At 52.3% G+C, this 22889-nt stretch carries 15 protein-coding genes and 1 pseudogene; 6 read left to right on the top strand and 10 right to left on the bottom strand.

The window, feature by feature from the left end; translation table 11 throughout:
* Positions 1–142 precede the first annotated feature (142 nt).
* Complete coding sequence (locus AB1S56_RS04970; protein ID WP_340873304.1) at positions 143–478, top strand: helix-turn-helix domain-containing protein; 336 nt, start codon at positions 143–145, stop codon at positions 476–478.
* A gap of 73 nt (positions 479–551) precedes the next feature.
* On the opposite strand, the gene AB1S56_RS04965 is transcribed toward AB1S56_RS04970, so the two are convergent.
* The gene (locus AB1S56_RS04965) at positions 552–2324 is read right to left on the bottom strand and encodes a glycerophosphodiester phosphodiesterase (RefSeq protein WP_340873306.1); all 1773 of its coding nucleotides are present in this window, start codon (positions 2322–2324) and stop codon (positions 552–554) included.
* Positions 2325–2587: 263 nt separating this feature from the next.
* Between AB1S56_RS04965 and AB1S56_RS04960 the strand changes: the two genes are divergently transcribed.
* Genes AB1S56_RS04960 through AB1S56_RS04950 form a run of 3 tightly spaced genes read left to right on the top strand, consistent with a single transcriptional unit; the run spans position 2588 to position 3980 of the window.
* Positions 2588–3034, top strand: coding sequence for a hypothetical protein (locus AB1S56_RS04960; protein WP_340873308.1), 447 nt, complete (start codon positions 2588–2590; stop codon positions 3032–3034).
* A gap of 1 nt (position 3035) precedes the next feature.
* Complete coding sequence (locus AB1S56_RS04955; protein ID WP_340873310.1) at positions 3036–3254, top strand: helix-turn-helix transcriptional regulator; 219 nt, start codon at positions 3036–3038, stop codon at positions 3252–3254.
* A gap of 12 nt (positions 3255–3266) precedes the next feature.
* Positions 3267–3980 (top strand): NAD(P)-dependent alcohol dehydrogenase, encoded by a 714-nt coding sequence (locus AB1S56_RS04950; protein WP_340873312.1) that lies wholly within the window; start codon positions 3267–3269, stop codon positions 3978–3980.
* A 1197-nt stretch (positions 3981–5177) separates the two neighbouring features.
* Here the strand turns inward: AB1S56_RS04950 and AB1S56_RS04945 are convergent.
* The 7 genes and pseudogenes from AB1S56_RS04945 to AB1S56_RS04915 all read right to left on the bottom strand — a co-directional run bounded on the left by AB1S56_RS04945 (position 5178) and on the right by AB1S56_RS04915 (position 13333).
* Entirely contained in the window at positions 5178–6353 is a 1176-nt protein-coding gene (locus tag AB1S56_RS04945; protein WP_340873315.1) for an S-layer homology domain-containing protein, read from the bottom strand.
* 125 nt (positions 6354–6478) lie between these two features.
* A complete protein-coding gene (locus tag AB1S56_RS04940; protein ID WP_367903467.1) occupies positions 6479–7912 on the bottom strand; it encodes a glycoside hydrolase family 28 protein in 1434 nt (477 codons plus the stop codon).
* A 7-nt stretch (positions 7913–7919) separates the two neighbouring features.
* Positions 7920–8081: a hypothetical protein gene (locus AB1S56_RS04935; RefSeq protein WP_340873317.1), complete on the bottom strand. Its 162-nt coding sequence runs from the start codon at positions 8079–8081 to the stop codon at positions 7920–7922.
* A gap of 27 nt (positions 8082–8108) precedes the next feature.
* Positions 8109–8984 (bottom strand): carbohydrate ABC transporter permease, encoded by an 876-nt coding sequence (locus AB1S56_RS04930; protein WP_340873319.1) that lies wholly within the window; start codon positions 8982–8984, stop codon positions 8109–8111.
* 24 nt (positions 8985–9008) lie between these two features.
* Positions 9009–9962 carry a sugar ABC transporter permease gene (locus AB1S56_RS04925; RefSeq protein WP_340873321.1) on the bottom strand — a complete coding sequence of 318 codons (954 nt, stop codon included), beginning with the start codon at positions 9960–9962 and terminating at the stop codon, positions 9009–9011.
* Between the two features lie 92 nt (positions 9963–10054).
* A pseudogene (locus AB1S56_RS04920) lies at positions 10055–11611 on the bottom strand (extracellular solute-binding protein).
* A 219-nt stretch (positions 11612–11830) separates the two neighbouring features.
* The gene (locus AB1S56_RS04915; RefSeq protein ID WP_340873323.1) at positions 11831–13333 is read right to left on the bottom strand and encodes an extracellular solute-binding protein; all 1503 of its coding nucleotides are present in this window, start codon (positions 13331–13333) and stop codon (positions 11831–11833) included.
* A 136-nt stretch (positions 13334–13469) separates the two neighbouring features.
* Between AB1S56_RS04915 and AB1S56_RS04910 the strand changes: the two genes are divergently transcribed.
* Positions 13470–15773, top strand: coding sequence for a helix-turn-helix domain-containing protein (locus AB1S56_RS04910; RefSeq protein WP_340873325.1), 2304 nt, complete (start codon positions 13470–13472; stop codon positions 15771–15773).
* A gap of 55 nt (positions 15774–15828) precedes the next feature.
* On the opposite strand, the gene uxaC is transcribed toward AB1S56_RS04910, so the two are convergent.
* The gene (gene uxaC, locus AB1S56_RS04905) at positions 15829–17232 is read right to left on the bottom strand and encodes a glucuronate isomerase (protein WP_340873326.1); all 1404 of its coding nucleotides are present in this window, start codon (positions 17230–17232) and stop codon (positions 15829–15831) included.
* A 441-nt stretch (positions 17233–17673) separates the two neighbouring features.
* On the opposite strand from uxaC, the gene AB1S56_RS04900 reads away from it, so the two are divergent.
* Complete coding sequence (locus AB1S56_RS04900; protein WP_340873330.1) at positions 17674–18669, top strand: LacI family DNA-binding transcriptional regulator; 996 nt, start codon at positions 17674–17676, stop codon at positions 18667–18669.
* A 117-nt stretch (positions 18670–18786) separates the two neighbouring features.
* On the opposite strand, the gene AB1S56_RS04895 is transcribed toward AB1S56_RS04900, so the two are convergent.
* Positions 18787–22812, bottom strand: coding sequence for a hypothetical protein (locus tag AB1S56_RS04895; protein ID WP_340873331.1), 4026 nt, complete (start codon positions 22810–22812; stop codon positions 18787–18789).
* Between the last annotated feature and the right edge of the window lie 77 nt (positions 22813–22889).

The raw sequence follows: 22889 nt of genomic DNA, 5'->3' as shown, positions 1-22889 counted from the left end.
ATCTTCTCCTCTCGAATAGCCTGCCCTTTTATTTTAGTAAACGTTTTCGAATTGCGAAAGTAGTGAAAACATTATCACTTTATCATCATGGAGATAGCAACTATACTAAAGGTAACTATGTGAATCCGAGGTGATCATCCCAATGAGCGCAAATAACAATTACATCCCCAAAGAGCCTGTCGTCATTGACTGCAACATCGAAAAAACGCTGGACGTGCTGGGTGGCAAGTGGGCCTTCCTCGTGCTGAGAGAGCTGTTCTCCGGTACGAGAAGATTCGGCGAGCTGCAGAAGCTCATACCCGCCATCAGCCCTCGCGCACTGACGAGCACGCTCCGTCATCTGGAGGAGCGCGGCGTGCTGGAACGCGAGGCGTTCCCCACGGTGCCCGTCACTGTCGAATATACGCTGACGCCTAAGGGCAAGGACCTGCATCGCATTCTGAAGGAGATGAAGCTGTGGGCAGCTCGGTGGACGTAAGCTGAGGTGCAGCCCAGGAGCTTCCGCCAGTCAGGGGGAGCTCCTTCTCCTTGGCTGTTGAAGGTGCGCAAGCTTACAGATCCACCTCAACAAGCGACTGCGCGAGAGCTGGGTCATCCGTAATGATGCCGTCCACCTGGAACTTTAGCACCTCCAGCATGTTGCTCCTGCTGTTCACCGTCCACACCCATATCTCACGGCCGTTCGCATGTGCCTTTTCGACGAGCTGCTCCGTGAGCATCACCTTCTCAATCGTATAGAAATCCACGTCCAGCGCCGTTAGATCGCCCAGGGCAAAATATAAGATTTGACCAATCTTAATATCAGGAGCAATCGCGCGAATATGGCGCAGCGTCTCTTTGTCGAAGGATTGAATATACACATCCTCCTCCATTTCGAACTGCTGCACGATCCATACAACCTCCTGCACAAGCTCTTCTCCCGGACCGTAAGGCTTCAGATCCAGCAGCAGCTTAATCCGCCCTTGAGCCTCCGCAAGCACCTCGCTAAGCATCGGGATGGGGATCGGGTTCCCCTCTTCGTCCCGTCCAATGGAATACTGGCTTAACTCCTCATACGTCAATTCCGGCACGCGCACAGCATAGCCTGTCATGCGCTTCAGATCGTAATCGTGATTCAGGACGGCGATGCCGTCCTTGGTCAGCTGCACATCGAGCTCGACCGATTGAATGCCTCTGTCAATAGCGTCCCGCACAGAGGGAAGCGAGTTTTCCGGCGCGGTTGTGATGTCGCCTCGATGGGCGGAGATCAGCACGCTCCACTTGGCGTAGATGAGGCTGTCATGCGATTTGAAGCCGACGAACAACGCCAGGCTCAAGTAGAGAGCCGCGACGGAGACGTATAATAGCCGCGTTCGCTTTCGCTCCAGCAAATAGGACGATATGCGTCCCTCCAGCCGTCCGAGAGCGCTTCTGTAGATTCCCGTCCGGTCTATGGGCAGCTTGCCCTGCCTGCGGGAGAAATTGTAGTACACTCGCGTAAGGAAGATGATATTAATCGGCATCAGCAGCAGGGCGAACATGTAGGTCAATATCGTTGTGAGCGTCAGCGAATAATGATCGGAGAACGCTTTGAGCACGTTGTTGTCCAGCCAAGCTGGCAGGTAGGACAGCGAAGAGATCGCGGCGAAGCCTGTTCCAATAATGACGGCGTTCAGCAGAAACAGCCAAAGGAACAGCTGGAGCTGACGTCCGCGTGTGAGCGCAAGACTGCTGCGAATGGCCTCGGATATTTTTTTGCCCTCCAGTACAATAAAGTGAAGAACAAAGATCCAACGAAGCACCGTATACAGCAGCGCAATGACTAGCAGGGCGTACAAGGCGGTCATGGCAAACGACGCGTCCAGCACCCGGCTCTGCAGAAAGATAGGGACATTGAACAGCGCGTAGAATGACGCCGACAGCGGCGAATCAATAAACGGAATCAGCAGCAGCAAAAAAAACACAAGCTGAACCACACCGAAGCCCAGCAAGCGGGGCGTCCGTCTCAGCGTTGTCAGGAGGGCGTCAATAATCGCGATATCCCTGCCGAAATAATGCTGCTGCACCATAATAATTAACACACACAGCTCGATGAACAGCGCAAATGATGAGACCATCCCAATCATCGTCAGTCCGATTACACCCTCGTAGCTGTACCCAAGCCGGTAGACCTCGTTGTTAAGCAGCGAGCCGGAGCCAATAACCATTAATATACGGTTAAAAATAAACGTAATAACGGGAACGATTACGAAGCTGGTCAGCAGCATGTATATATATTCAAAAAAGAGCAGCTTACGGTATGAGCCATAGAAGTCTCTGATGCTTCTGGCAAGCAGCCTGAACATAGTCATTCATCCTATCTGTCTCGCAGGTTTTGCTCCATTATATTCGAATGCGACCGATTCAAGGAGCATCATCATCATTGTTTCATATTTTGGGCGTTTCCATAAGGGGCAATCTGCTTCCATAACAACCTTCTTCCTTCATAGTGTTCACTAGGATGGAGATGAACGAGGTATTTTACAATAGTGTAAAGTTAACTTGACATACTGATTGGTTTATCATACATTATGATTAGTTTAGTATTCTAATTGTGGAGGCGGCCGTGATGTCCATCCAGGAGAAAAAAAATATTGTCTCGCTTATCAGCTCATTTGTGATCATTAGTCTTTACAGCTTGTATGTGTACCAGTACTCGCCCTTCGGGACTCCCGATCCCGACAGTCCCTACCGCTTCTGGGCCTTATTCATTCTGCTCCTCATTCCTGTCTCAATCGCCGCTAGAATCATCATCTCCATCAGCTTCTCCATCGTTCACAAAATAGCGACCAACGAAGATGAGCCGAGCTTCGCGGATGAGCTTGACCAGTTGATTGAGCTCAAAGCGACAAGAAACAGCCATTATACGTTCGCTATCGGCTTCATTCTGGCTATGGTCTCTATTGCTGCCGGAATGGCGCCAGGCACAATGTTCGTTATTCTCATCTTCTCCGGCTTCCTGACTGAAGTGACGGACCACGCTTCGCAGCTTTATTACTATCGCAAAGGAGTTTAATATGGCAAAAAGCTTGATTGGCAACCATGTCCGCAAATTCCGCTTCCACCACAACGAAATGACTCAGCAGCAGCTCGCCGATCAAGTGGGTGTCACCCGGCAGACGATTGTCGCCATTGAGAAAGGCAACTATTCCCCCTCGCTGGAGCTGGCGCTTCGCATCGCTCGGGTGTTCGGAGCGACTGTTGAGGAAATATTTTTTATCGAGAACGAGCAATAGGAGCCATAACGGATGACAGGTCCTGCCCTAACTTATGTATGGGGGCTCAGCCCCTCCAGCTTTGGCGCCCATGCGGAATATATGTGCCTGCCGGAGACGGCGCCCCTTATCCTGCAAGCGAATGGCATGAGCTTCGAGGACGCCGTTGCCATTAGCGACGGGGCGCCTACCGCTCTGACGTTCCTGCGCGACAAGGCTAAGGTAAGGGCTGGCCAGCGTATACTGATCAACGGGGCCTCCGGGGCGGTCGGCGCTTATGCCGTTCAACTGGGGAAGCATTACGGTGCGGAAGTGACCGGGGTATGCAGCGGAGCGAATGTGGCTTTGGTGAAATCACTAGGCGCCGATCTCGTCATTGATTACACACAGACCGATTTCGCTCGCGAAGGCCGAACCTACGATGTCATCTTCGATGCCGTCGGCAAGCGTTCCTATTGGGAGTGCAGGGCCGCACTTTCATCAGCGGGCATCTACCTCACTACAGTCCCCTCTATCTCCATTGCCGCGCACATGCTGCTCACGGCCAATTCCCGTCGGCACAAAGCAATGTTCGTCGCAGCCGGACTGATGCAGAACAAACAAAATCTGGTCTATCTGCAAGAGCTGTTCCAGTCTGGCAAGCTGCGGCCCGTCATCGATAAGCGTTATCCGCTGGATTGTATAGCAGAAGCGCACCGTTATGTCGATACAGGACGCAAGAGGGGCAATGTAATCGTCACCATGTAGTTAAGAAGACAGCCACAGTGCAATGTGGAAGAGATGTCGTGTAACCGCGGCATTTGGGGGCGCGCTACTGCGCCACTTTGAACGATTTTTCGTTCAAATGCGCCTGTCGGCGCGCGTATTTGTGACGTATCTGTCGAGGTGCTTGCTCTCCACTGGCTCCTCTGCCAGTCAAGCACCAGCCTCGATGAATTTTCAATCACCCAATCCACTTCATGATACCTCTCAACGAAATGCAAAGCCGTGTCGATGCCCGCCGCCAGTTACACTGTCTTTTTCTACTCCTCGGATGTGACAAAAAAAGATATAACCACACCTCGTGTCGCTGCTGCGCCAACTAGCTGCTCTTTCGCCGCTATAGTCACACCTCGTGTCGCTGTTACGCCAACCAGCTGCTCTTTCGCCGCTATAGCCACACCTCATGTCGCTATTGCGCCCCAAGTGACCTCGGACGCCTCCATAGCGACACCTCGTGTCGCTGTTACGCCAACCAGCTGCTCTTTCGCCGCTATAGCCACACCTCATGTCGCTATCGCGCCCCAAGTGACCTCGGACGCCTCCATAACGACACCTCGTGTCGCTGTTACGCCAACTAGCTGCTCTTTCGCCGCTATAGCCACACCTCATGTCGCTATCGCGCCCCAAGTGACCTCGGACGCCTCCATAACGACACCTCGTGTCGCTGTTGCGCCAACCAGCTGCCCACAACCCTCACAAGAAAAACGGCCGACGGCGTCATTGATAAAAACTTTCGCCATAGTCATCATCTCGACCGGGCTTCTAACGGTCAAAAAAATCCTTTAGACTAGTCAACTCGGCCATCCAAAGTTGTAACGGTCATTTTCGAATGTTAGAACGATAATTGAGATAAAGTTGGTGCGTTTAGGAGGGCTAAGCGTCAAGTTTGCCCGTTACAGGCTGGAAAGCGCTACATTCGAGCTCTAAGCGCATTTTTTGTCCGTTAGCGTTGTGGCGTTCGAACCACGTGAGAATGTTATTCTATAACTACAAGGTGAAACGGCTGACTCCGTCCTTGGCGGCGCAGCGCGTTTCATTCCGAGAATTCTAAGCTCAGATAAAGTGTAAAACTTATATATCCTTAGAACTTAAGAAAGCCGTCCGGGCCAAGGCCCGAACGGCTTTCTTGAGACGAAGCAGCGTGCAGGCCCATCAAGCCCGCGGCTTCGTCTCTTTCTTTATTTATTTTCGCGTATAAACGCCATCACCGAAGGACCCGATTACGGCTGCTTTATATACGCCTTTGCCGTCCACCAGCACGAACAGCTGGACATAGCCGACCTGGCCGTCGTAGCGCTCATATTCCAGTTGAACGTTATAAGCGTCCACAGAACGTCCGTCTACCTGAACTGAACCATAGTACCGTACGGTCGGTTGAGAGGCTGATTCATCAGCTCCGCCTTCAGTAGCCTCCACTGCTCCGTAGAGCTCGCCTTCAGCGTTAAGCTTGGTGTAGGTTGTTCCCCAAATGCCATATTCCCCATATTCGGACTCGTTGGTGTAGCGCGCCCAATCGTAAGGCATGTTGATGATGTCTCCACCCGCAGAAGCGGCTTTGAAGAAGCTGGCGTAATCAACTTCCTCTCCGATTCCTACATACGCGGACATAACGTCCGCCACTTCCGTCATGTACTGATGCATCTTCGAGGATGCCTCCGACAGGAACTCGTCATCCCCTTGGTATAGATCCTCTTGCACGTAATATTGGAAGGACGCTCCCACTGGATTGTAGTATAAGTCAATGCTGCTTTCCAAGAATGCATCCCTAACCTTGGAATCAACCGTTGGGATGAAGTGAATAAGCAGCTCTTCGCCCCCTTCGTCGGCAGGAAGAACGAGCGTCCAGAACATCAGCTCGAATACATCGCCGCGGTACAGATTCGCCGTTGCTTCCTTATCGGCGAACAAGCCAATGCCGATCTCTGCGCCTTGCTGGATCGCGTTGGCGTATTCTATTTCAAACCCTGCCACGCGCGCAAGGAAAGTAACAGCCTGCTGATACGTCACTTTATTGCCGATGCCGAACTTGCCGCCACCGATGCCTGTTGTAATGCCATAATGGAATGCCTTTTCGATATCCGCGTAAGCCCAATGCGTCTTCGGCACGTCGGAGAACGTCGGCACGGAAGGCGGCGTGAACGCCGCTTGACCTTCGCGTTCGTTGAGTCGCGCCAGTATCGTAACCATTTGCTCGCGGGTCAGCTGCCCGTCTTCCTTAAGCCCTTGATCCGTGCCTTGGATGAGGCCAAGCTCTTGAAGCGCCTCACCGTAAGTCTTGAACTCCCCCGCATATGCGGGGCTGCCCCATGCCATAAGCAGCGCAAATGCTGCCATGAAGGCGATTAATTTGTTCTTCATGTCTCTTTCCCCTTGTCGAATAAAATGGATATGATGGGCATTACCGATTATTCGACAGTCTTCCTCATTTTTCCTTCAAACCCAAAGGAGCCGCGATAAAATATCGCAGCTCCCCCGATATTACTTCAATGATCGTTAACGTGGTCCCACACGACGACCTTCGTCCCCTCATGCCTGCGACGCATCGTGACGCCATCCAGGGTGACCTCCTCCGCACGCTCCAGCCGGAGGGCCGGGCCTTGACGCGTCTCGACGCGTACTTGATGAAGCTCGAGACCGCGTACATGCTTGGCGAACATGCCTTCTCCCGCCATGACCAGCTTTTCCTTCACCATGTCAGGCTCGCCGCCCTGCTCGTTCGGGTCCTGCGACATCTCGATCGTTATATGGCTCAGCACGACATCCTCAATGGGCATCTCCGGCAAGCCATAGAGGAAGGCTGCGGCTGCCTGCACGCCCCGCGCGGTTACATCACTGATAGAAATACGGCGGACGACCGGCGTCCCCTCCGTCACAGGAACAGCATCCGGGCTCGTCAGCAACGGGTTGCTTTCATCGATGCCATGCCGATAGAACGTGTTCATGACAATCGGACATAATACATCGCGCATCTGAATGCCTCGGATGTCCACATCCTCCACTCCGCCGCCCCGTGCGCGATTTGTTTTGATCCGGATGCCGCGGTCCGTGCCGATGAAGAGACACCCTGTTACAACAACGTGGCGGATGCCGCCTGCCGTCTCGCTGCCCATCACGATGCCGCCATGCCCCCGCTGCATGATGCAATTCGTTACCGTCACATATTCCGTTGGACGGCCAACGCGGCGTCCGTCTTCATCAATGCCTGATTTCAGACATAGACAGTCATCGCCAACGTCGAAGCGGCAATCCGATATAACCACATGTGAGCAAGAATCCACATCCAGGCCGTCGCTGTTCGGCGCGTCCGCAGGATTGCGGAACGTTACGCCGGTCACGCGAACCCCGTCGCAATAAACAAGATGGGTATTCCAGAACGGCGAGTTCAGCAGCGTTACTCCTTCTATTACAACTTCCCGGCAATCGATCAGCTGAAGCAGCGGCGGACGCAGAAACTGCGTGTCCCACTCCACAATATTGCTGTTGATGGACTCCCGGATATTCCGGTTCAGCTCCTCTAGCTCCAGCCGACGCACCGATTCCGGCACAATTCCCTCATACCTTAGCTTGCGATAGGCGTTCCACCAGGCCGAGCCTTGTCCGTCAATTACACCGCCTCCCCGAATCGCGACATGCTCGATGCCGGACCCGAACAGCAGAGGCGAATAACCATAACATTCGTACCCGGACCAGCGCGTCTGCTCCGCCGGGTACGCCTCAAAGTCATCCTTGAAGCGGATCGTTGCGCCTGTCTCCAGTTCCAGCGTCAGGAAGCTCGCAAGCCGAATTCTGCCTGTCATATACAGGCCGGCCGGCACATAGACCGTGCCTCCCCCGGCCTCCGAGCAAGCGGCGATCGCAGCGGCAAAGGCCGCTGTATTATCTGCGCTTCCGTCGCCAATCGCTCCGAATGCTGTTATATCGTATTTAGCTATTGGAAGCCACCTGCTTCACAATGCCATCCATATCCGAACCGCCCAGCCGCATCTGGTACGGATTATAGTCCTTTTTACAGGGAGCCTCCCAGGCTGACCATATGGAGCAATGGGCTTCTTGTGCCCGTTCCAGCGGGCTTCTCTCTCTGCTCAACTCCTTATCCTCCTCATCCATGTCGTCCTAACCTTTAATTGAGCCCAGCAATGCGCCCTTCGCAAAGTGCTTCTGCAGGAACGGATATACAGCCAGAATCGGCAAGGTAGCCACGACAATAACTGCCATCTTCACCGCTTGGTCCGGCGGCGGCACCTCGCTGTCCAGAGACGCGTCGGAATCCAGACCGCTGGCCAGAATTACGATTTGGCGCAGGAGCACCTGAATAGGCCACTTCATACTGTCATTCAAGTACATAATAGCGTTCAAATACGTGTTCCAGTACGTAACTGCGTAGAACAGTGAAATCGTTGCAAGCGCCGGCAGCGACAATGGCAGCACAATGCGGAACAGAATGCCGAAGTCATTGCAGCCGTCGATTTTGGCCGATTCCTCAAGCCCATCCGGAATGTTCTGGAAAAAGTTTTTTAGAATAATCAGGTTAAACGCATTAATAGCGATTGGAAGCACCAGCGCGCCGTAGGAATCAATCAGTCCCAGCTCACGAACGACGAGGAAGGTCGGGATTAATCCGCCGTTGAACAGCATCGTGAACACAACAAGGAACATCAGGATGCGCCTTCCGTCCAGATCCCTGCGAGCAAGCGCGTAACCGAACAAAGCTGTAATCAGCATACTGAAGGCTGTGCCAAGCACCGTAACGTAGATCGATACAAACATGGCGCGGAAGATGGTACCGGTAGAGAAAATGTATTGATACGCGTCCAGGCTGTACACCGTCGGAATCAATATAAATTTCTTCGCAGCCATCTCGGCCGAGGTCGTGAAGGACCCCGCGACGACGTGTACGAACGGAAGAAACGTAACGATGCCTATAATCGCGAGCAGCACATAGTTAACGATGTCAAATAGCCTGCTGCCAAATGTTTTGTCTTGAACCATTCTGTATTCCTCCTTCCGCCGCGATTAATAAACGCCCTCTTCTCCCATTCGCTTGGCAAGCCAGTTCGCCGCCATAACGAGGATGAGGCCGATAAATGATTTGAAGAAGCCGATAGCCGTACTGTAGCTGAATTGCCCTTGCTGCAAGCCTGCCGTATACACATACGTATCGATAATTTCCCCGACGCCGCGATTCATCGAATTGAGGAGCAGGTACACATGCTCGAAGCCAAGCTCCAGGACATCGCCGATCTTCAGGATCAGCAAAACGATGATAACGCTGCGGATCGCGGGAAGCGTAATATGCCAAATTTGGCGGAAGCGTCCTGCTCCGTCGATGCGCGCCGCCTCATACAAGCCGGGATCGATGGCCGCGATAGCTGCCAGATAAATAATGGTTCCCCAGCCTGCCTCACGCCAGATGACCTGCAGAATATACATTGGACGGAACCACTCCGGGCTGAGGAGGAAGTTCACCTTTTCCCCGCCGAATAGGACGATCAGCTCGTTAATGATGCCTCCATCCATCGTAAGCATGACGTAGCTGATGGAGACGATAATCACCCACGACATGAAATGTGGAATGTAGACCAGCGTTTGAACCAGCCGTTTGAATATGGCGATCCGCACCTCATTCAGCATCAGCGCCAGAATAATGGGGATCGGGAAGAAGAAGATTAAGTTCAAACCAAAGAGAATGAGTGTGTTCGATAAAATATTAAGAAAATCCGGCTCAGTGAACAGCCGCTTGAAATGCTCCAGACCTACCCATTCGCTCCCGGATATGCCCTGGTAAGGCTTAAAGTCCTGCAGTGAAATAACAAGTCCGTACATAGGCACGTATTTGAATAGGATAAAAAACAAGATGCCCGGAATCGCCATCACATACAGCAGCTTATTTTTCCATAGTCGCTTCTTCAGCTCGCTGCTCTTATTGGACTTCGGCGGGGCGATTTGCTTCTGTGCCGATATTTCCATATCCTCAGTCCTTTCCGCTTCATCCGGCTCTTGCTTGATGCCGGGGATTGAAGAGGCTGCCGCATTGTAGGGGCAGCCTCTTCCCAAACCGTTTATTTATTGGCGTTGTACGCAGCTGTGTATTCGTCGATGATGCTTTGTCCGCCGCGCGACTTCCACGTTTCTACCGCTTTATCGAAGCCCGCTTTGTCCAATTGGCCGTACATGTACTGATAGGTTGCGTCTGTAATAATTTTTTGCAGCTCTTGGCCCTTCTCCGTAAAGGTCTGGGAATCCAGAGGAGCCGTCGGGTCATGAATGGCTACCGCTTCATTCTCGATAATAAATCTCTCTGCGTCGATACGAGCTTGCAGATCATGGAAGCCCGCGAATTGGCCATTCGTCTCCGGCTCGCCGATGACGCTGTCCTTGTAGCCCTTCACTTCGCGCTGAACCATATCTTTGTCGCCCGTTTCCTTCGCTTGGCCGTCCACTACCGTATAATGCGTGCCTTCAATGCCCTAAAACATCAGGTTAGCTACTTCAGGCGTCATCATCTTGTCGAAGAATGCCAGCACTTTCTTCAGCTCTGCTTCATCCTTGATGGCGGATTTCGGGAAGAGCACCACGTTGTTGTAGCCTGGGATTGCCCAGATGCCGAATTCGCCGCCCGGCTTCACAATTTTGTTATGCGTCGCAACCGCGGCTGTCGGCACATTCTTCACCAGATTGTTGTAGAGGCTGTTCACGTCCTGCATGGAGCCAATGTACATGCCCGCTTCTCCGCTTTGGAACAGGTTGACCTGATCCGTCTTGCTTGTTGCCGCAAAGTCCTGGTTCATATAACCCGCTTCGCGAAGGCTCTTCATATAATCCATTGTTTCGATGTACTCAGGGAACATGAACTCAGGCAATACTTGGCCGTCCTTCACGCCGAAGTTGTTCGGTGTGCCGAAGAACGAGGAAAGCGTCTTGAACGCGCCGTATACCAGATCGTTCCGGTCAGCCAGACCGACTGTGTTGTTATTGCCATCCTTATCCGGATCGCTTTCTGTGAACGCCTTCGCCATCGCGAACAGCTCTTCCGTTGTTTGCGGCGCGGACAGACCCAGATTATCCGCCCAATCCTTGCGGTAGATCAAGCCTTGTCTTGCAAGCGGACGGCCGATATACAGGGAGTACAGCTTGCCGTCAACCTTGGTGTTGTTCAGAATGGATTCCTTCATCTTGCTCAGGTTCTCGAACTCGCTCAGGTATGGACCGATCTCCCAGAACTGATTGTCGCGAATCGCTTCCTTGAAGCGGATGAATGTCGCTTGGTTTTTGAGGTACGTGACCTGCGGCAGAGCGCCAGTCGCGAATGAAGCATTCAGCTTCTCTTCATAAGTGTCGGCCGGGAAGAACTGATAAGTCAGCTTCGTGTTCGTAAGCTTCTCCAGCTCATTCTTAATGGTATCCGGCGGCGTCTCTGCAATGTTAAGCGGCAGCATAATCGTAATTTCCGTCGGCTCCTCCGGCTTTTCCGGCTCTGCGGAAGGCTGCTCGCTCGCCGTTGCGCTGCTGCTTGCAGCAGGCGTGTCCTTACCACCCGAATTTCCTGAACAAGCGCTTAGTACGAGAACAAACAACATGATGGTGCTCAGGAGTAAAAGCATCGATTTCTTTTTCATCTTGGCAAACCCCTCCATAACGTTTTGACTTGCGGTATTTGGTGACGCTTTCAGCATATACGAGCCGCATAGGGTGCCGATACAATCACGGGAGTAGATTCCGCCTGTGGGGCGAGCCGTCTGAGAAGATGATTATATTCTGATGTGCTGACACGATAACAAGCAATGACCCGTAGAACATAGAAGAACCGGCGCACCTGATGGCACGCCGGTTCCCCGTTATTGATTGAAATAAGCTTCCGTATATTCCTCAGCAATCGCATTGCCACCGCTTTGTCTCCATCTAGCCGCCTGCTCCTTGAATTGCGCTTCGTCCAGCTGGCCCAGAATATAATTGTAGGTCGCGTCGGATATAATCTTATACAGCGATACGCCCTTCTCGTCATAGGTCGGCGATTCGAGATTCGCTGTCGGATCCTTGACAATAAACTTCTCGTTGTCCTGACTGAGACGCTCCGCGATTTCCATCAGCGGCTCCCCCTCCGACACCGGCATCATATTGGGATTGCTCAGATCCGCGATCATCAGAGCGTGCAGCGCGTTCACCTCTGTCACACGCGAAGACGACAGCGACTCAGGCAAAGCGACCTTGCCGTCCACAACCTTATGGTGTCGTCCCTCAAAGCCGTAACGCATCAAATTTGCTACGTCCTCCTCCATGGTAGCGTCGAAAAACTGCAAAATACGCCGCAGCTCCTCCTCCGTTGGAATGGCCTTTTTGGAGAACAGGTACAGACCATTAAAATTCGGTATCGACCATACCTTATAGCCGCCAGGCCCTTCAATACGGTTCACAAGTGTAAATTCAGCCTCGGGATTCACCTTCTTCGCCTCGTCTGACAAGCGCTGCACATCCGTCATACTGCCAATATAGACGCCCGCCCTGCCTCGAATAAGGAGATCCCTCTGCATTTGCTTGCTTGTCACGGCGAAATCCTGATTCATCAGTCCTTCATTATACAGCCTCTTCATAAAATTCATCGCATCAACATAAGGCTGCGTCTCGAACTCCGGAACAAGCCGGCCTTCCTCCACCCCCCAGTTGTTCGGCGTGCCGAAATACGAGCTGATCGTCTTGAAGGCGCCATAGATTAGATCGTTGCGATCCGTCAGCCCGATTGTGTCCTGCTGGCCATTCCCGTCCGGATCGTCCTTCGTGAAGCGCCGCAGCACCTCATACAGCTCCTCAGTCGTGCCGGGCTCCTTCATATTGAGAGCTTCCAGCCAGTCCTTGCGAATGATGAGGCCTTGGCGGGACGATGGTCTTTCCGTATATAAGCCATATATTTTCCCCTCCACCGCCGCTTGCTGCAGAATTTCCCCATCCAAGTGCTTCAAATTCGGATAATCCTGCAAATAAGGCCCGATTTCCCAGAAAGCGCCGGAGCGAATGGATGATTTCATAAAGATATAATCCGTATTTTTGACGAAGGTAACCTTCTTCATGGAATTGGTTGTCAGCGACGTATTCATCTTGTCCGTATAAATTTCGTTCGGAACCCATACGATATCCAGATTAACGCCTGTCATTCGCTCAATCTCTCCCACAACATCCTCATGGGGAGGATGCGGGAAATGCAGCGGCGCCATGATCGAAACCGTCGTCTCCTTGGACGTGTCGGACACTTGGCCTTTATTTCCCCCAACGCTGCAGCCAGAGACAAGGGCTCCCATGACTGTAAGGATGACTGCTGCAACAAGAACGTTAATTCGCCCGTTCATAAGATTCCCTCCATGCTATGCTTGATATTTCTGCGATATATGAGACGATGATTATTCACTGAGAAGATGATTATTTCCTATATCCATCAACAAGGGCTATTATATAGCTATCTATGGCTGCGAGGTGAACATTCGAATGCGCTCACTCAGTTTTCTGTACAAGCTGACCATCTTTGGCTTCCTTCTAGGCACCCTGCCCGTTATCTTCATCGGCGTGTTCGCTTACGTAACTTCGTCGAATGAAATCGAGGATCGGGTGAACAGCGGCAAGCAGCAATTGCTTATGCAGACTAGTGCCAATGTAGAGCAAATTTTGACAACTGTCAACCACACACTAAATCAGGTGATCAATTCCACAGTCATGCGGAAGGCTATGGAGCAGCCTTTGACTGTAAACGATTTCAAAACGTATAACGACCTTAGCATGGAACTCCGACATATGCAATCCTTCGATACGCGTGTCGAGGATGTTGTGCTCATTAATACGGAGCATAATTGGATGATCAAAAATTCAGGACTGTATCGCTTCGATTCCTACGAATACCGCGAGCAGCTTGCCAGCCTTCTGGACCAGCCAGAGGATACCGTATGGATGCTGAACCCTACAGCATGGTTCTATAGCGAGGAAAATGCAGGCAACGTCAGCTGCCCGTATACCATCTCGCTGGTGAAGAAGCTCCCGACGACTGGATTGGACAAATACGCGCTGGCTATCGCCAATATTCCAACCTGCACCTTCAGCGAATTTCTGCAGTACGAGCAGGAAGCCTTCGATGATATGATGATCATTGACGAAAGCAATCGCATCCTGCTCCATCCCAATGCGGAGCTGATCGGCAGTCCCGTACAGCAGTCCGGACTGATCGACGAAGCGCGCCTCTCGTCTTATAATGGTCCCTTCACAGCGAAGTCCGACTCTGGCCACTATACCGTCAGCGTACACGCCTCCAGCTTCAACGGCTGGAAGTATCTGTCGTCTGTCTCCGTCGACAGCCTGCGGCAGGAGTCCCGGAAGATAGGCATGTACACCCTCTATGTATGCTTGCTCATGCTGGCCTTATCAATGCTAATCGCGTGGATCGGCTCGCGCCGCATGTATTCGCCCATTCAGAGCCTGCTTGCCCAGATGAAGGAGAGGCTGCCGGATTCGCCGCATAAGCCCGTGAATGAGTTCCAGATGATTAGCGAGCAGGTGCAGCATCTGTTCCAATCCAACACGAAGCTGGAGAAGGAAGTGAGCCAGCATCTGCAGCAGGTGCGCGCCTTCTCCCTGATCAAGGCTTATCAGGGCCAGACCAAGCCAAGCGAGCTCGCCGCCAAGCTGAAGCAGTACGGCTACGAGCGCCATCTTCAAAGCTGGCAATCAATGGTCGTCATCACGCTGCAGCTCGACACGCTGGACAAGGAGCGCTTCGGGCGGAACGATCTAGACCTGCTGCTGTTCGCCGTGCAGAACGTGATGGAGGAGCTCGTCGATTCCAATTCCCGCCTGATGCCGGTTATTATCGATCAGACGCTGATCGCGCTGATTGGCGGCGAGGACCATGAGGACAAGCCCTTCACCCATTTCGTCTACACGCTTACTGAGCAGCTTCAGCGCAGCATCCAGCAGTACCTGCAGCTGCAGGTCAGCATAGGCATCTCGCTTCCGTTCCAATCGCTCGACCATCTGCCGCTGGCTTACAGGGAGGGCCTGGAAGCTCTGAAGCATCGGATCAAGCTGGGAGAAGGCATTATCATGCAGTACGAGAAGCTGAACTCCGGCCAGCACTTCCTGCTTCTGAACTATCCCAACCAGATGGAGGCCGACCTGCTGGATGCCATCAAGCTGGCGGAGAAGGACAAGGCGCGGGAGCTGCTGAAGGGGCTGCTGCAATCTATATTCTCAGCTGCGTTGTCTCCTCAGGATTACCAAATTCCGCTTGCCCGCCTGCTCAACAATCTTATTATCGCGGTGCAGGAATCCGGTATAGGCATGAGCCGCATTCACGAGACGAACGAATCGCTGTATGAGGAGCTGTTCGGGCTGCAGGTGGCGCATGAGATCGAGGATTGGTTCTGGTCGAAGCTTGTGGGACCGCTCGCGGGCATATTCCGCGATCGCCAGAACGAGCAGTATCATAACATTTCGGAGAAGATTATCGATTTGATCCACCGTCACTATGATACGGATCTGACACTGGAGGATTGCGCTTCCCGCCTGCATTACAATGCCAACTACCTCAGCAGCGTCTTCCGCAAGGAGACCAATCTGTCATTCAGCGAATATTTGACCACGTATCGATTCAAGATGGCCAAGCGGTGGCTGTCCGAGACTGATATGTCGATCAAGGATATCGCGGCGAAGCTGCAGTACAACAATCCGCAGAACTTCATCCGCTCCTTCCGCAAGGTTGAAGGCATGACGCCGGGCCAATACCGCGAGAAGCAGACAGGCTGAGCTTGCCGATAACAGGAAAGGGGCGCCCTCATGGACGCCCCTTATTCTCTATTCGTTACTCAAATGGGAAATACGCATCTGCGTTGTTATAGGAAATATTGCGAACGATCGAACCAAGCAGCTCGGAATCGTTAGGCACTTCGCCATTCTCTACCCACTCGCCGATCAGGTTGCACAGAATTCTGCGGAAATATTCGTGGCGCGTATACGACAGGAAGCTGCGGGAATCCGTCAGCATGCCTACGAACTGGCTGAGCAAGCCTGCATCGGCTAACGATTTCATCTGAGCGATCATGCCTTCTCTTGTATCGTTGAACCACCATGCTGAGCCGAACTGCATCTTGCCAGCGACGCCACCGCCTTGGAAGCAGCCGATGAGAGTGCCAATAACAGCGTTATGCGTTGGATTAAGCGAATAAAGAATGGTCTTCGGCAGCGCGTCGTCGCGATCCATCGCGTCCAGCAATCTTGCCAGCGGCAACGCGATCAACTGATCGTTCATGGCGTCGTAGCCGGTATCCGGACCCAGCTTGGCGAACATGCGGGCGTTGTTGTTGCGGGCGGCGTTCATATGATACTGCATCACCCAGCCGCGCTCCGTATACAGCTTGCCGAGGAATACAAGGGTATACGTCTTGTATTTCGTCTCTTCCTCCAGGCTGACCGCCTCTCCGCTTAGGGCCTTGGCGAAGATCGAAGCGGCCTCTTCCTTCGTCGTCTCTGCGTAAGGCACGAAATCCAGTGCGTGGTCGGATACTCGGCCGCCTGCGGAATGGAAGAAGTCCACTCTTGACTCCAGCGCCGCCAGCAGCTGATCGTATGATTCGATTGAGGTACCCGCGGCTGCGGCAAGCGCCTGAATCCAGTCTTTGAAGCCCTTGCGGTTAATTTCCAGCCCTTTGTCCGGGCGGAACGACGGCAGCACCTTTACAGGGAACGCCTTGTCCTCCCGCAGCTTGATATGGTACTCAAGCGAATCTATAGGATCATCCGTTGTGCATACAACCTTCACGTTGGACTTGACGATGAAATCCCGCGCGCCAAAGCTAGGTCCCGTCAGCTGCGCATTTACCTTCTCCCAGATGAGAGGCGCATTCGCTTCGCTAAGCGTTTCCTCCACGCCGAAGTAACGCTTCAGCTCCAGGTGCGACCACTGATGGACCGGGTTGCCGATTGCAACCTCCACGGTTTTGGCAAACGCCACAAACTTGTCATAGTCGCTCGCTTCTCCCGTTACATGGGATTCCTCCACCCCGTTGGCTCTCATGAGGCGCCACTTGTAATGATCCCCGTACAGCCATACCTCGGTCAAATTCTGATACGTCTTATTCTCGTAAATTTCCTTCGGGCTTAGGTGGCAGTGATAGTCAATGATTGGCATATCCTTCGCATATTCATGGTAAAGCTTCTTCGCAACATCATTCGATAATAGAAAATCGTCATTCATAAACGCAGCCATGCAGGATCATCCGCCTCTCGTCATGTTTGAAATCAGAAATAACAACGTTGTTATTTTCGTATATCTCTATCATAAGTTGAAACGAAGCCCATATCAATGCTATTTTATGAATACCTTATTTTTTTATAATTTTGAACCTCCTCTAATAGTGCGTGTTCAAAAAGTCCAGTTTTCAGCACCGAGAAGATCGAATAAAGCTAGGAACTGAGGAGCGGTACACGTTTTCGAAGAAAACGACCTCGTGAGCATACGCTTAGTGAAGCTACGTGAGCACCTCCAGTGTTTCCGGAGGAAACACACTTCGTAAGCATACGCTTGTTCCGGCTGAATTCGATATTCGATGTCGACTATGCTTCTTGAAATGCTTCGTGATCAAAAGTGGACTTTTTGAACCTCCTCTAATAGAAAACGTTTGTTAGTTAATGACGGGAGCTACCTAAGATGAATGTGACGATCAAAGATATCGCGCGTCTGGCAGGCGTCAGCTATTCCACCGTGTCCAAAGCTCTGAACGACAGTCCGCTGGTCAAGCCGGATACGAAGCGCCGGATCGCGGAGCTCGCCGAGCAGCTTGGTTATCAGCCCAACTTTGCAGCCAAAAGCCTGGTATCCCGGCGCAGCAAGACGGTCGGCATCGTGCTGCCCTCGCTGGAACGTGTCGCCTTATCCGCCTTGGTCGGCCGCATTAACGGAGAGCTGGCGGAGCGAGGCTACGATGTCATACTGTCTACCTTGTCTCCCCAGCCCGCAGCGGCCCTGTTCCAGCGGCTGCGGATGGACGGAATCGTTGTCTTCGAGGATATTCCTCCGGAGGGCCGTCATGACAGCGCAGTAACTACCGATATCCCCGTTCTCTCCATCGGCGTCTCTCATATGAGCGGCTCGCGCTTCGCCCTTGTCGATGCCAAGCGCAAGGAAGCGATTAAGGAAGCGGTTCGTTATTTGACCTCGCTTGGCCACTCTCATATCGCTTATGTAGGCGACAATCGCGGGTCGGACAATAAGCAGCAGGAGAAGGTCACAGGATTCTTGGAGGGCGCCTTCGAATACGGCCTCTCGCCCGTCTCCGCGGAGGTGCTGGATTCCGGCGGGAATACGTGGAAGCACGGCTTCGAAGCCGGCAGAGCCTTGCTGCAGAGGGAGCGGCTGCCAAGCGCCGTCATAACGGGTGCGTTCGATCTAACCGCAGGCTTCCTGCGCGCGGTACAGGATGGCGGCCTGGACGTGCCAGCCAACCTGTCGCTTATCGGATACGACAACGTTCCTCAGCTAGCTGAGCTCGACGTCCCGGTAACTGCCGTAGGCGTCCCGCTCCGGCAGTACGGACGGGTAATCGCGGCGACCCTCGTCGACATTATGGCCAGCGATGCCCCGATCCGCCGTACGGTCATGCTGGATGCATGTATCGAGGAGAGGGCGTCCTGCTCCAAGCGATAAGACGATGAGAAACCCTCTATCGAGGCCATTCAGAGATGAGCGACCGCGTTTAGATGCAGGATAGTGGTAAACGAAAGGCCTGATCCGCCATCCGGGATGGCGATCAGGCCTTTCTCATTAATAGGTTTCGGCGGGCGCTTCGGAGGCTCCTGTCTCATGTACAGGCTTCTCTTCTACGTGCACACCCCTTAATGGATTTGGCTGCGCTACGGAGTTAATGACCGTAAACGCTTTGTAATGATTGGTGATTTGAACCTCATAAGACGTCAGGTAGACGCCGTTCCTAAGATCGTATACCCTCGTTCCATCTAAGCTTGCGCCGGTCCAGCTTAAGGTTGTGCCTTGGTCGACGGGAGTCGAAATCCACAAATTAGAGCCTAAGCTGTCAATCGTCACGTCAGCAGCTTGTTTGTCAACGGAATACGTGTTGTCCGCGTTCAGCCTGATGATGGTTTGCTCGCCGTTCTTCAACGTTACCGTCAGGACGGATTCCGCACCCTTAAGCGGCACTGCAAATACTGTCGCGGTGACCTTGTCGGCTGTTTCCACGGCTGTTGCTGTTGTGATTGCCCTTCCCCCTTGCTCGTATGCGAGAGACGTATAATTGTAGCGAGCATGGAGCGAGAGATCAGCGACGGGGTCCTCGTTCCCGAAAATGAGTATTTGCTTGACTTGCAGGCGGTTTCGCTCATCTTTTACAAGCGGCATATGCGTAACTCCGGTTACGCGGTAGATCGTCGTATTGTTTGTACCCACTTCATGTTTGCTCGTTCCCCTGCTGCTGATAAGAGGTACCGTGCCGTCACCAACTACATACAGGGGTATAATTGTGCCTTCGTTATCGGCAAGCTCCGACTCTTGATAGATAGGCATATCATACGTGTAGCCGTCGATTGTTCTTGTCTCATCTCCGAAAATAATATAAAGCGGAATATCGGTGGAGATGTAGTCATAATAAAACATGTGCTTGTAACGGGCTTTCTCCAGCAATCTCTCCTGAAAATCCAGGTAGCCGGGACCATCGTTAACCTTAGAGAGAAAATCTGCCATCTGATCATATTCTTCAATATACACAGGGTAATAGTCTCCGAATACGTCACTGTTCTTCTTGTTGTACTTCAACACTTCGCCGTACGTTAATCTAAAATATACATCTGATGGAAGCAAGCCGTAAGCCGATGGCGAATGCATAGCAAGCTCGCGGCCTAACGAATTCGGAAGAATCGGAATGTCCAGATCGTAGCCGTCGATCCACGCCTTCATGGAAGCGGCAGCTCCGAGCCATGGTGTTCCCAACGTGACCCATTTGCCGACCTTTTGCTCATATGCCGGGTCATAGACCGCTTCTTTGATAACAAGCCCGCCGTTGCTATGAGAGATCAGCATCACTTTGCTAGAGCCGCTCTTCTCGATGGCAAGATCTATTCTTTTCTTGAGAGCTTCGGCCGCTTCTGTGTTGTCTCTAAGAAAGTTATAAGGAAGCCCGAATAACGTGCGTCCGGCAACGTACCCCTCAGCCTTCAAATCCTTGATCATGTCTTTAAAATATTCATCGTCTCCTCCGAGCGTATATTCCGGCGCGACGTCTGCGATATCCCAGAGTCCCGCCTCTCTGTCTCGGAAATGAGCCCCGATTTCAGCCTCTACTTTGCTTGAATAATAATTTTGACGCAGGAATTTGGCCGTATTCGCAATGTTCAAATTCATCCACAAATTAATTTCCATACCGAAGAAGGTGGGATCATTGCCGAACAATGCGGTACCCCCGAACCCGGGAACGATGATGATAGGAGCAGTGCCGCCGTTTTTCACGGTTAATTGGTAAGCGTGATCCTTATGAAAGCCTCCATCCGCAGAGAAAACCTTAATATAATACGTTTTGTTTTTCGGAATGATGATTGAGATGCTTTCATCCTTGTTAGCAGCGTTTTTGGATAGGGCCACCAGATTATTTTCGTTGTCAAATAAGGAAATATCATAATTTGCACCCACGGGGATACCCGTCAGACTGAGCTGAAGATCGTAAGGCAATTCGTTGTTCGTCACCTTGTAGAAGTCGACATCTCCCGCTGCATGAATGGTGCCGTTGAACGTTCGCGGATAGCCTGTCGTCACGCTCGCCTCCGTCGCTTTGGCCATCGTATCGTTATTCTCGTACGAATCTGTCGCCACGCCTCTGTAGAAGGTCTTCAGACGATAACCTCCCTGTGAGCCCGTCTGCGAGCCGAAAGCAGGGTACACCACGGCATACACTTCATTATTGTTAACCGGCACGTCGAAGACATAGTCCGCTTGATTCCCGGGCATTCTCGATTCCCCGATTTTCTTCTTATCCTCATCGTATACGACGAGATTGTAATCGCGATCCGCGGGACCTTCCAAAGCGAAATGCACCTTGCCTGCGCCGCCAGCCTGGAATTTAAAATAGTCCCTGTCCTCCGATGTCGAGAGCGAGCCCAGCATATCGACCTCTTCCTTCAGCATATTCGCTGTGTGAAAGGAATCATTGCTCTCCGATTCATTCCTGGTCAAGCTGGAGCCGCCTACGTACATCGTGATTTCATAAGGATGGGGACTCGCCGATCCGATTGCCTCCGTATACACCTTGAGATAGAACGGTTGGCCTTTTTTTCCGAAAACGTCATTAATTTGTGGTTTGCCGTTAACGAGGCTGCTCACCCCCACCTCTTGCATGGACTCGTCGTAAAGCTTCATGGCATAACCCGCTAGCGGCATCCTGTTCATGTCAATGGCGAAGTAGCCCGTCGTATAAGCGGACAACGAATACCAATCCACATCTTGCTGATTATGCAGAGTAGCGGAGATAGAAGCACCATTCGATTGCCCGAGCTTCGTAGGTGTATAGGACGCTTTGGTATTGTTAGGCTCATAGCTGTCGCCGCCGATTTGGATCCATTCAATTTCATAATCCTCGTGCGGAGCGGCATAACCTGCTTCGGTAAAGACTTTGACATAGAACACGTCTCCACGAGCTCCAAAATGGTACGGAAGCATCTTCGGCTCATGCTCTTCGAAGGATGCCGTCGAGTAGAGAGCATCTCCGTCCGCCTCATACAAAGCGATGTGGTAATTCTCCGTAGGCGCCAGCGCCAATCCCACCTGGAAGTTGCCGGACTGCGCCAGCTCCACGGCATACCAATCCTGATCCTCTGCCACGTGAATCGTTCCTTGGCCAATGCCGGACGCCGATTGGCCAAGCGTCGTTATGGAAGCCGTCTGCAAGCTATTGTTCCATTCGTGCATGTCACCGGCTTCCATGTTATAGCTGGATGTGAACGTTCTCTCCAGCACATACGTGTCGTTAGGATCATAGCCTCTCGAAGCATACACCTGCACGAAGAAGGTTTGCCCCCTGCTTCCATGCACGTTGTACATGATTTTGCCAGGACGATTCTTGGTAGACGCCAGCCATTCTCCATTGCTGTTATATAATTGGAAGTCATATTCCACACCTTCGGGAACGTTGTGCAGATGCAGATTATAGTAGCCCGAATCGGTCGTCTCGAACTGGTACCAGTCCTGATCCTCAGCCGAGTCGATTGTCCCTTCCAGCTTCCCCGCAGGTGATTGTCCCAGCGTCGTCAGAGCTGCGGATTCTCTTGCGTCATTCGGTTCAAAAGTGTCCACAGGGGCCGGCTGCGCTTGGAATCCGACCTGCAGAAGGTAATGGAATTCGCTGCCGACCATGTCCTCGCGTACCGATACCCGCACGTGATAGAGGTGTCCTTCCACCAGTCGGACATTATCAATTTCATAGAGGTGATTGGGATGATCATTGTCCATTTCGTTGCCGGATTCATCGACAATGTCCATCACCATCAGATTTGCCGTGGCCGTCTCCTGCAGCTTGACGCTCATATATCCTGTTCGCTTAGCCTGGAACGAATAATAATCGATCGGATCGTCGATATACCCTCGTCCGCTGACATCTCCCGTGAAGACGAAGCTCTCGCCGCCTTCAAGCAAATACCGTTCGTTGCCGTCCGGTGAGTTATTGGGCTCCTGCTCCGACAAGCTAAGCGGAGTCGTCTTCTGTTCGAATGGCGAAGCAACTGCGCTCGGCCATGCCGTCTGGACAAGCAAGGTCGCGCTTAACAGGATTGCGGATACTATACGTTTCATAATGGCCTCCTTTTTCAGTTCAGTGCTATGCGGCTAGTCGCCTTAAGTCAATTGAAGTATACGCCTCCTCCTAATAG

It is taken from the genome of Paenibacillus sp. PL2-23, assembly GCF_040834005.1.
In the GTDB taxonomy this organism is placed as follows: domain Bacteria; phylum Bacillota; class Bacilli; order Paenibacillales; family Paenibacillaceae; genus Pristimantibacillus.
Note: the sequence above shows the minus strand (reverse complement) of the source record. Positions and strands in the feature narration are given on the sequence as shown.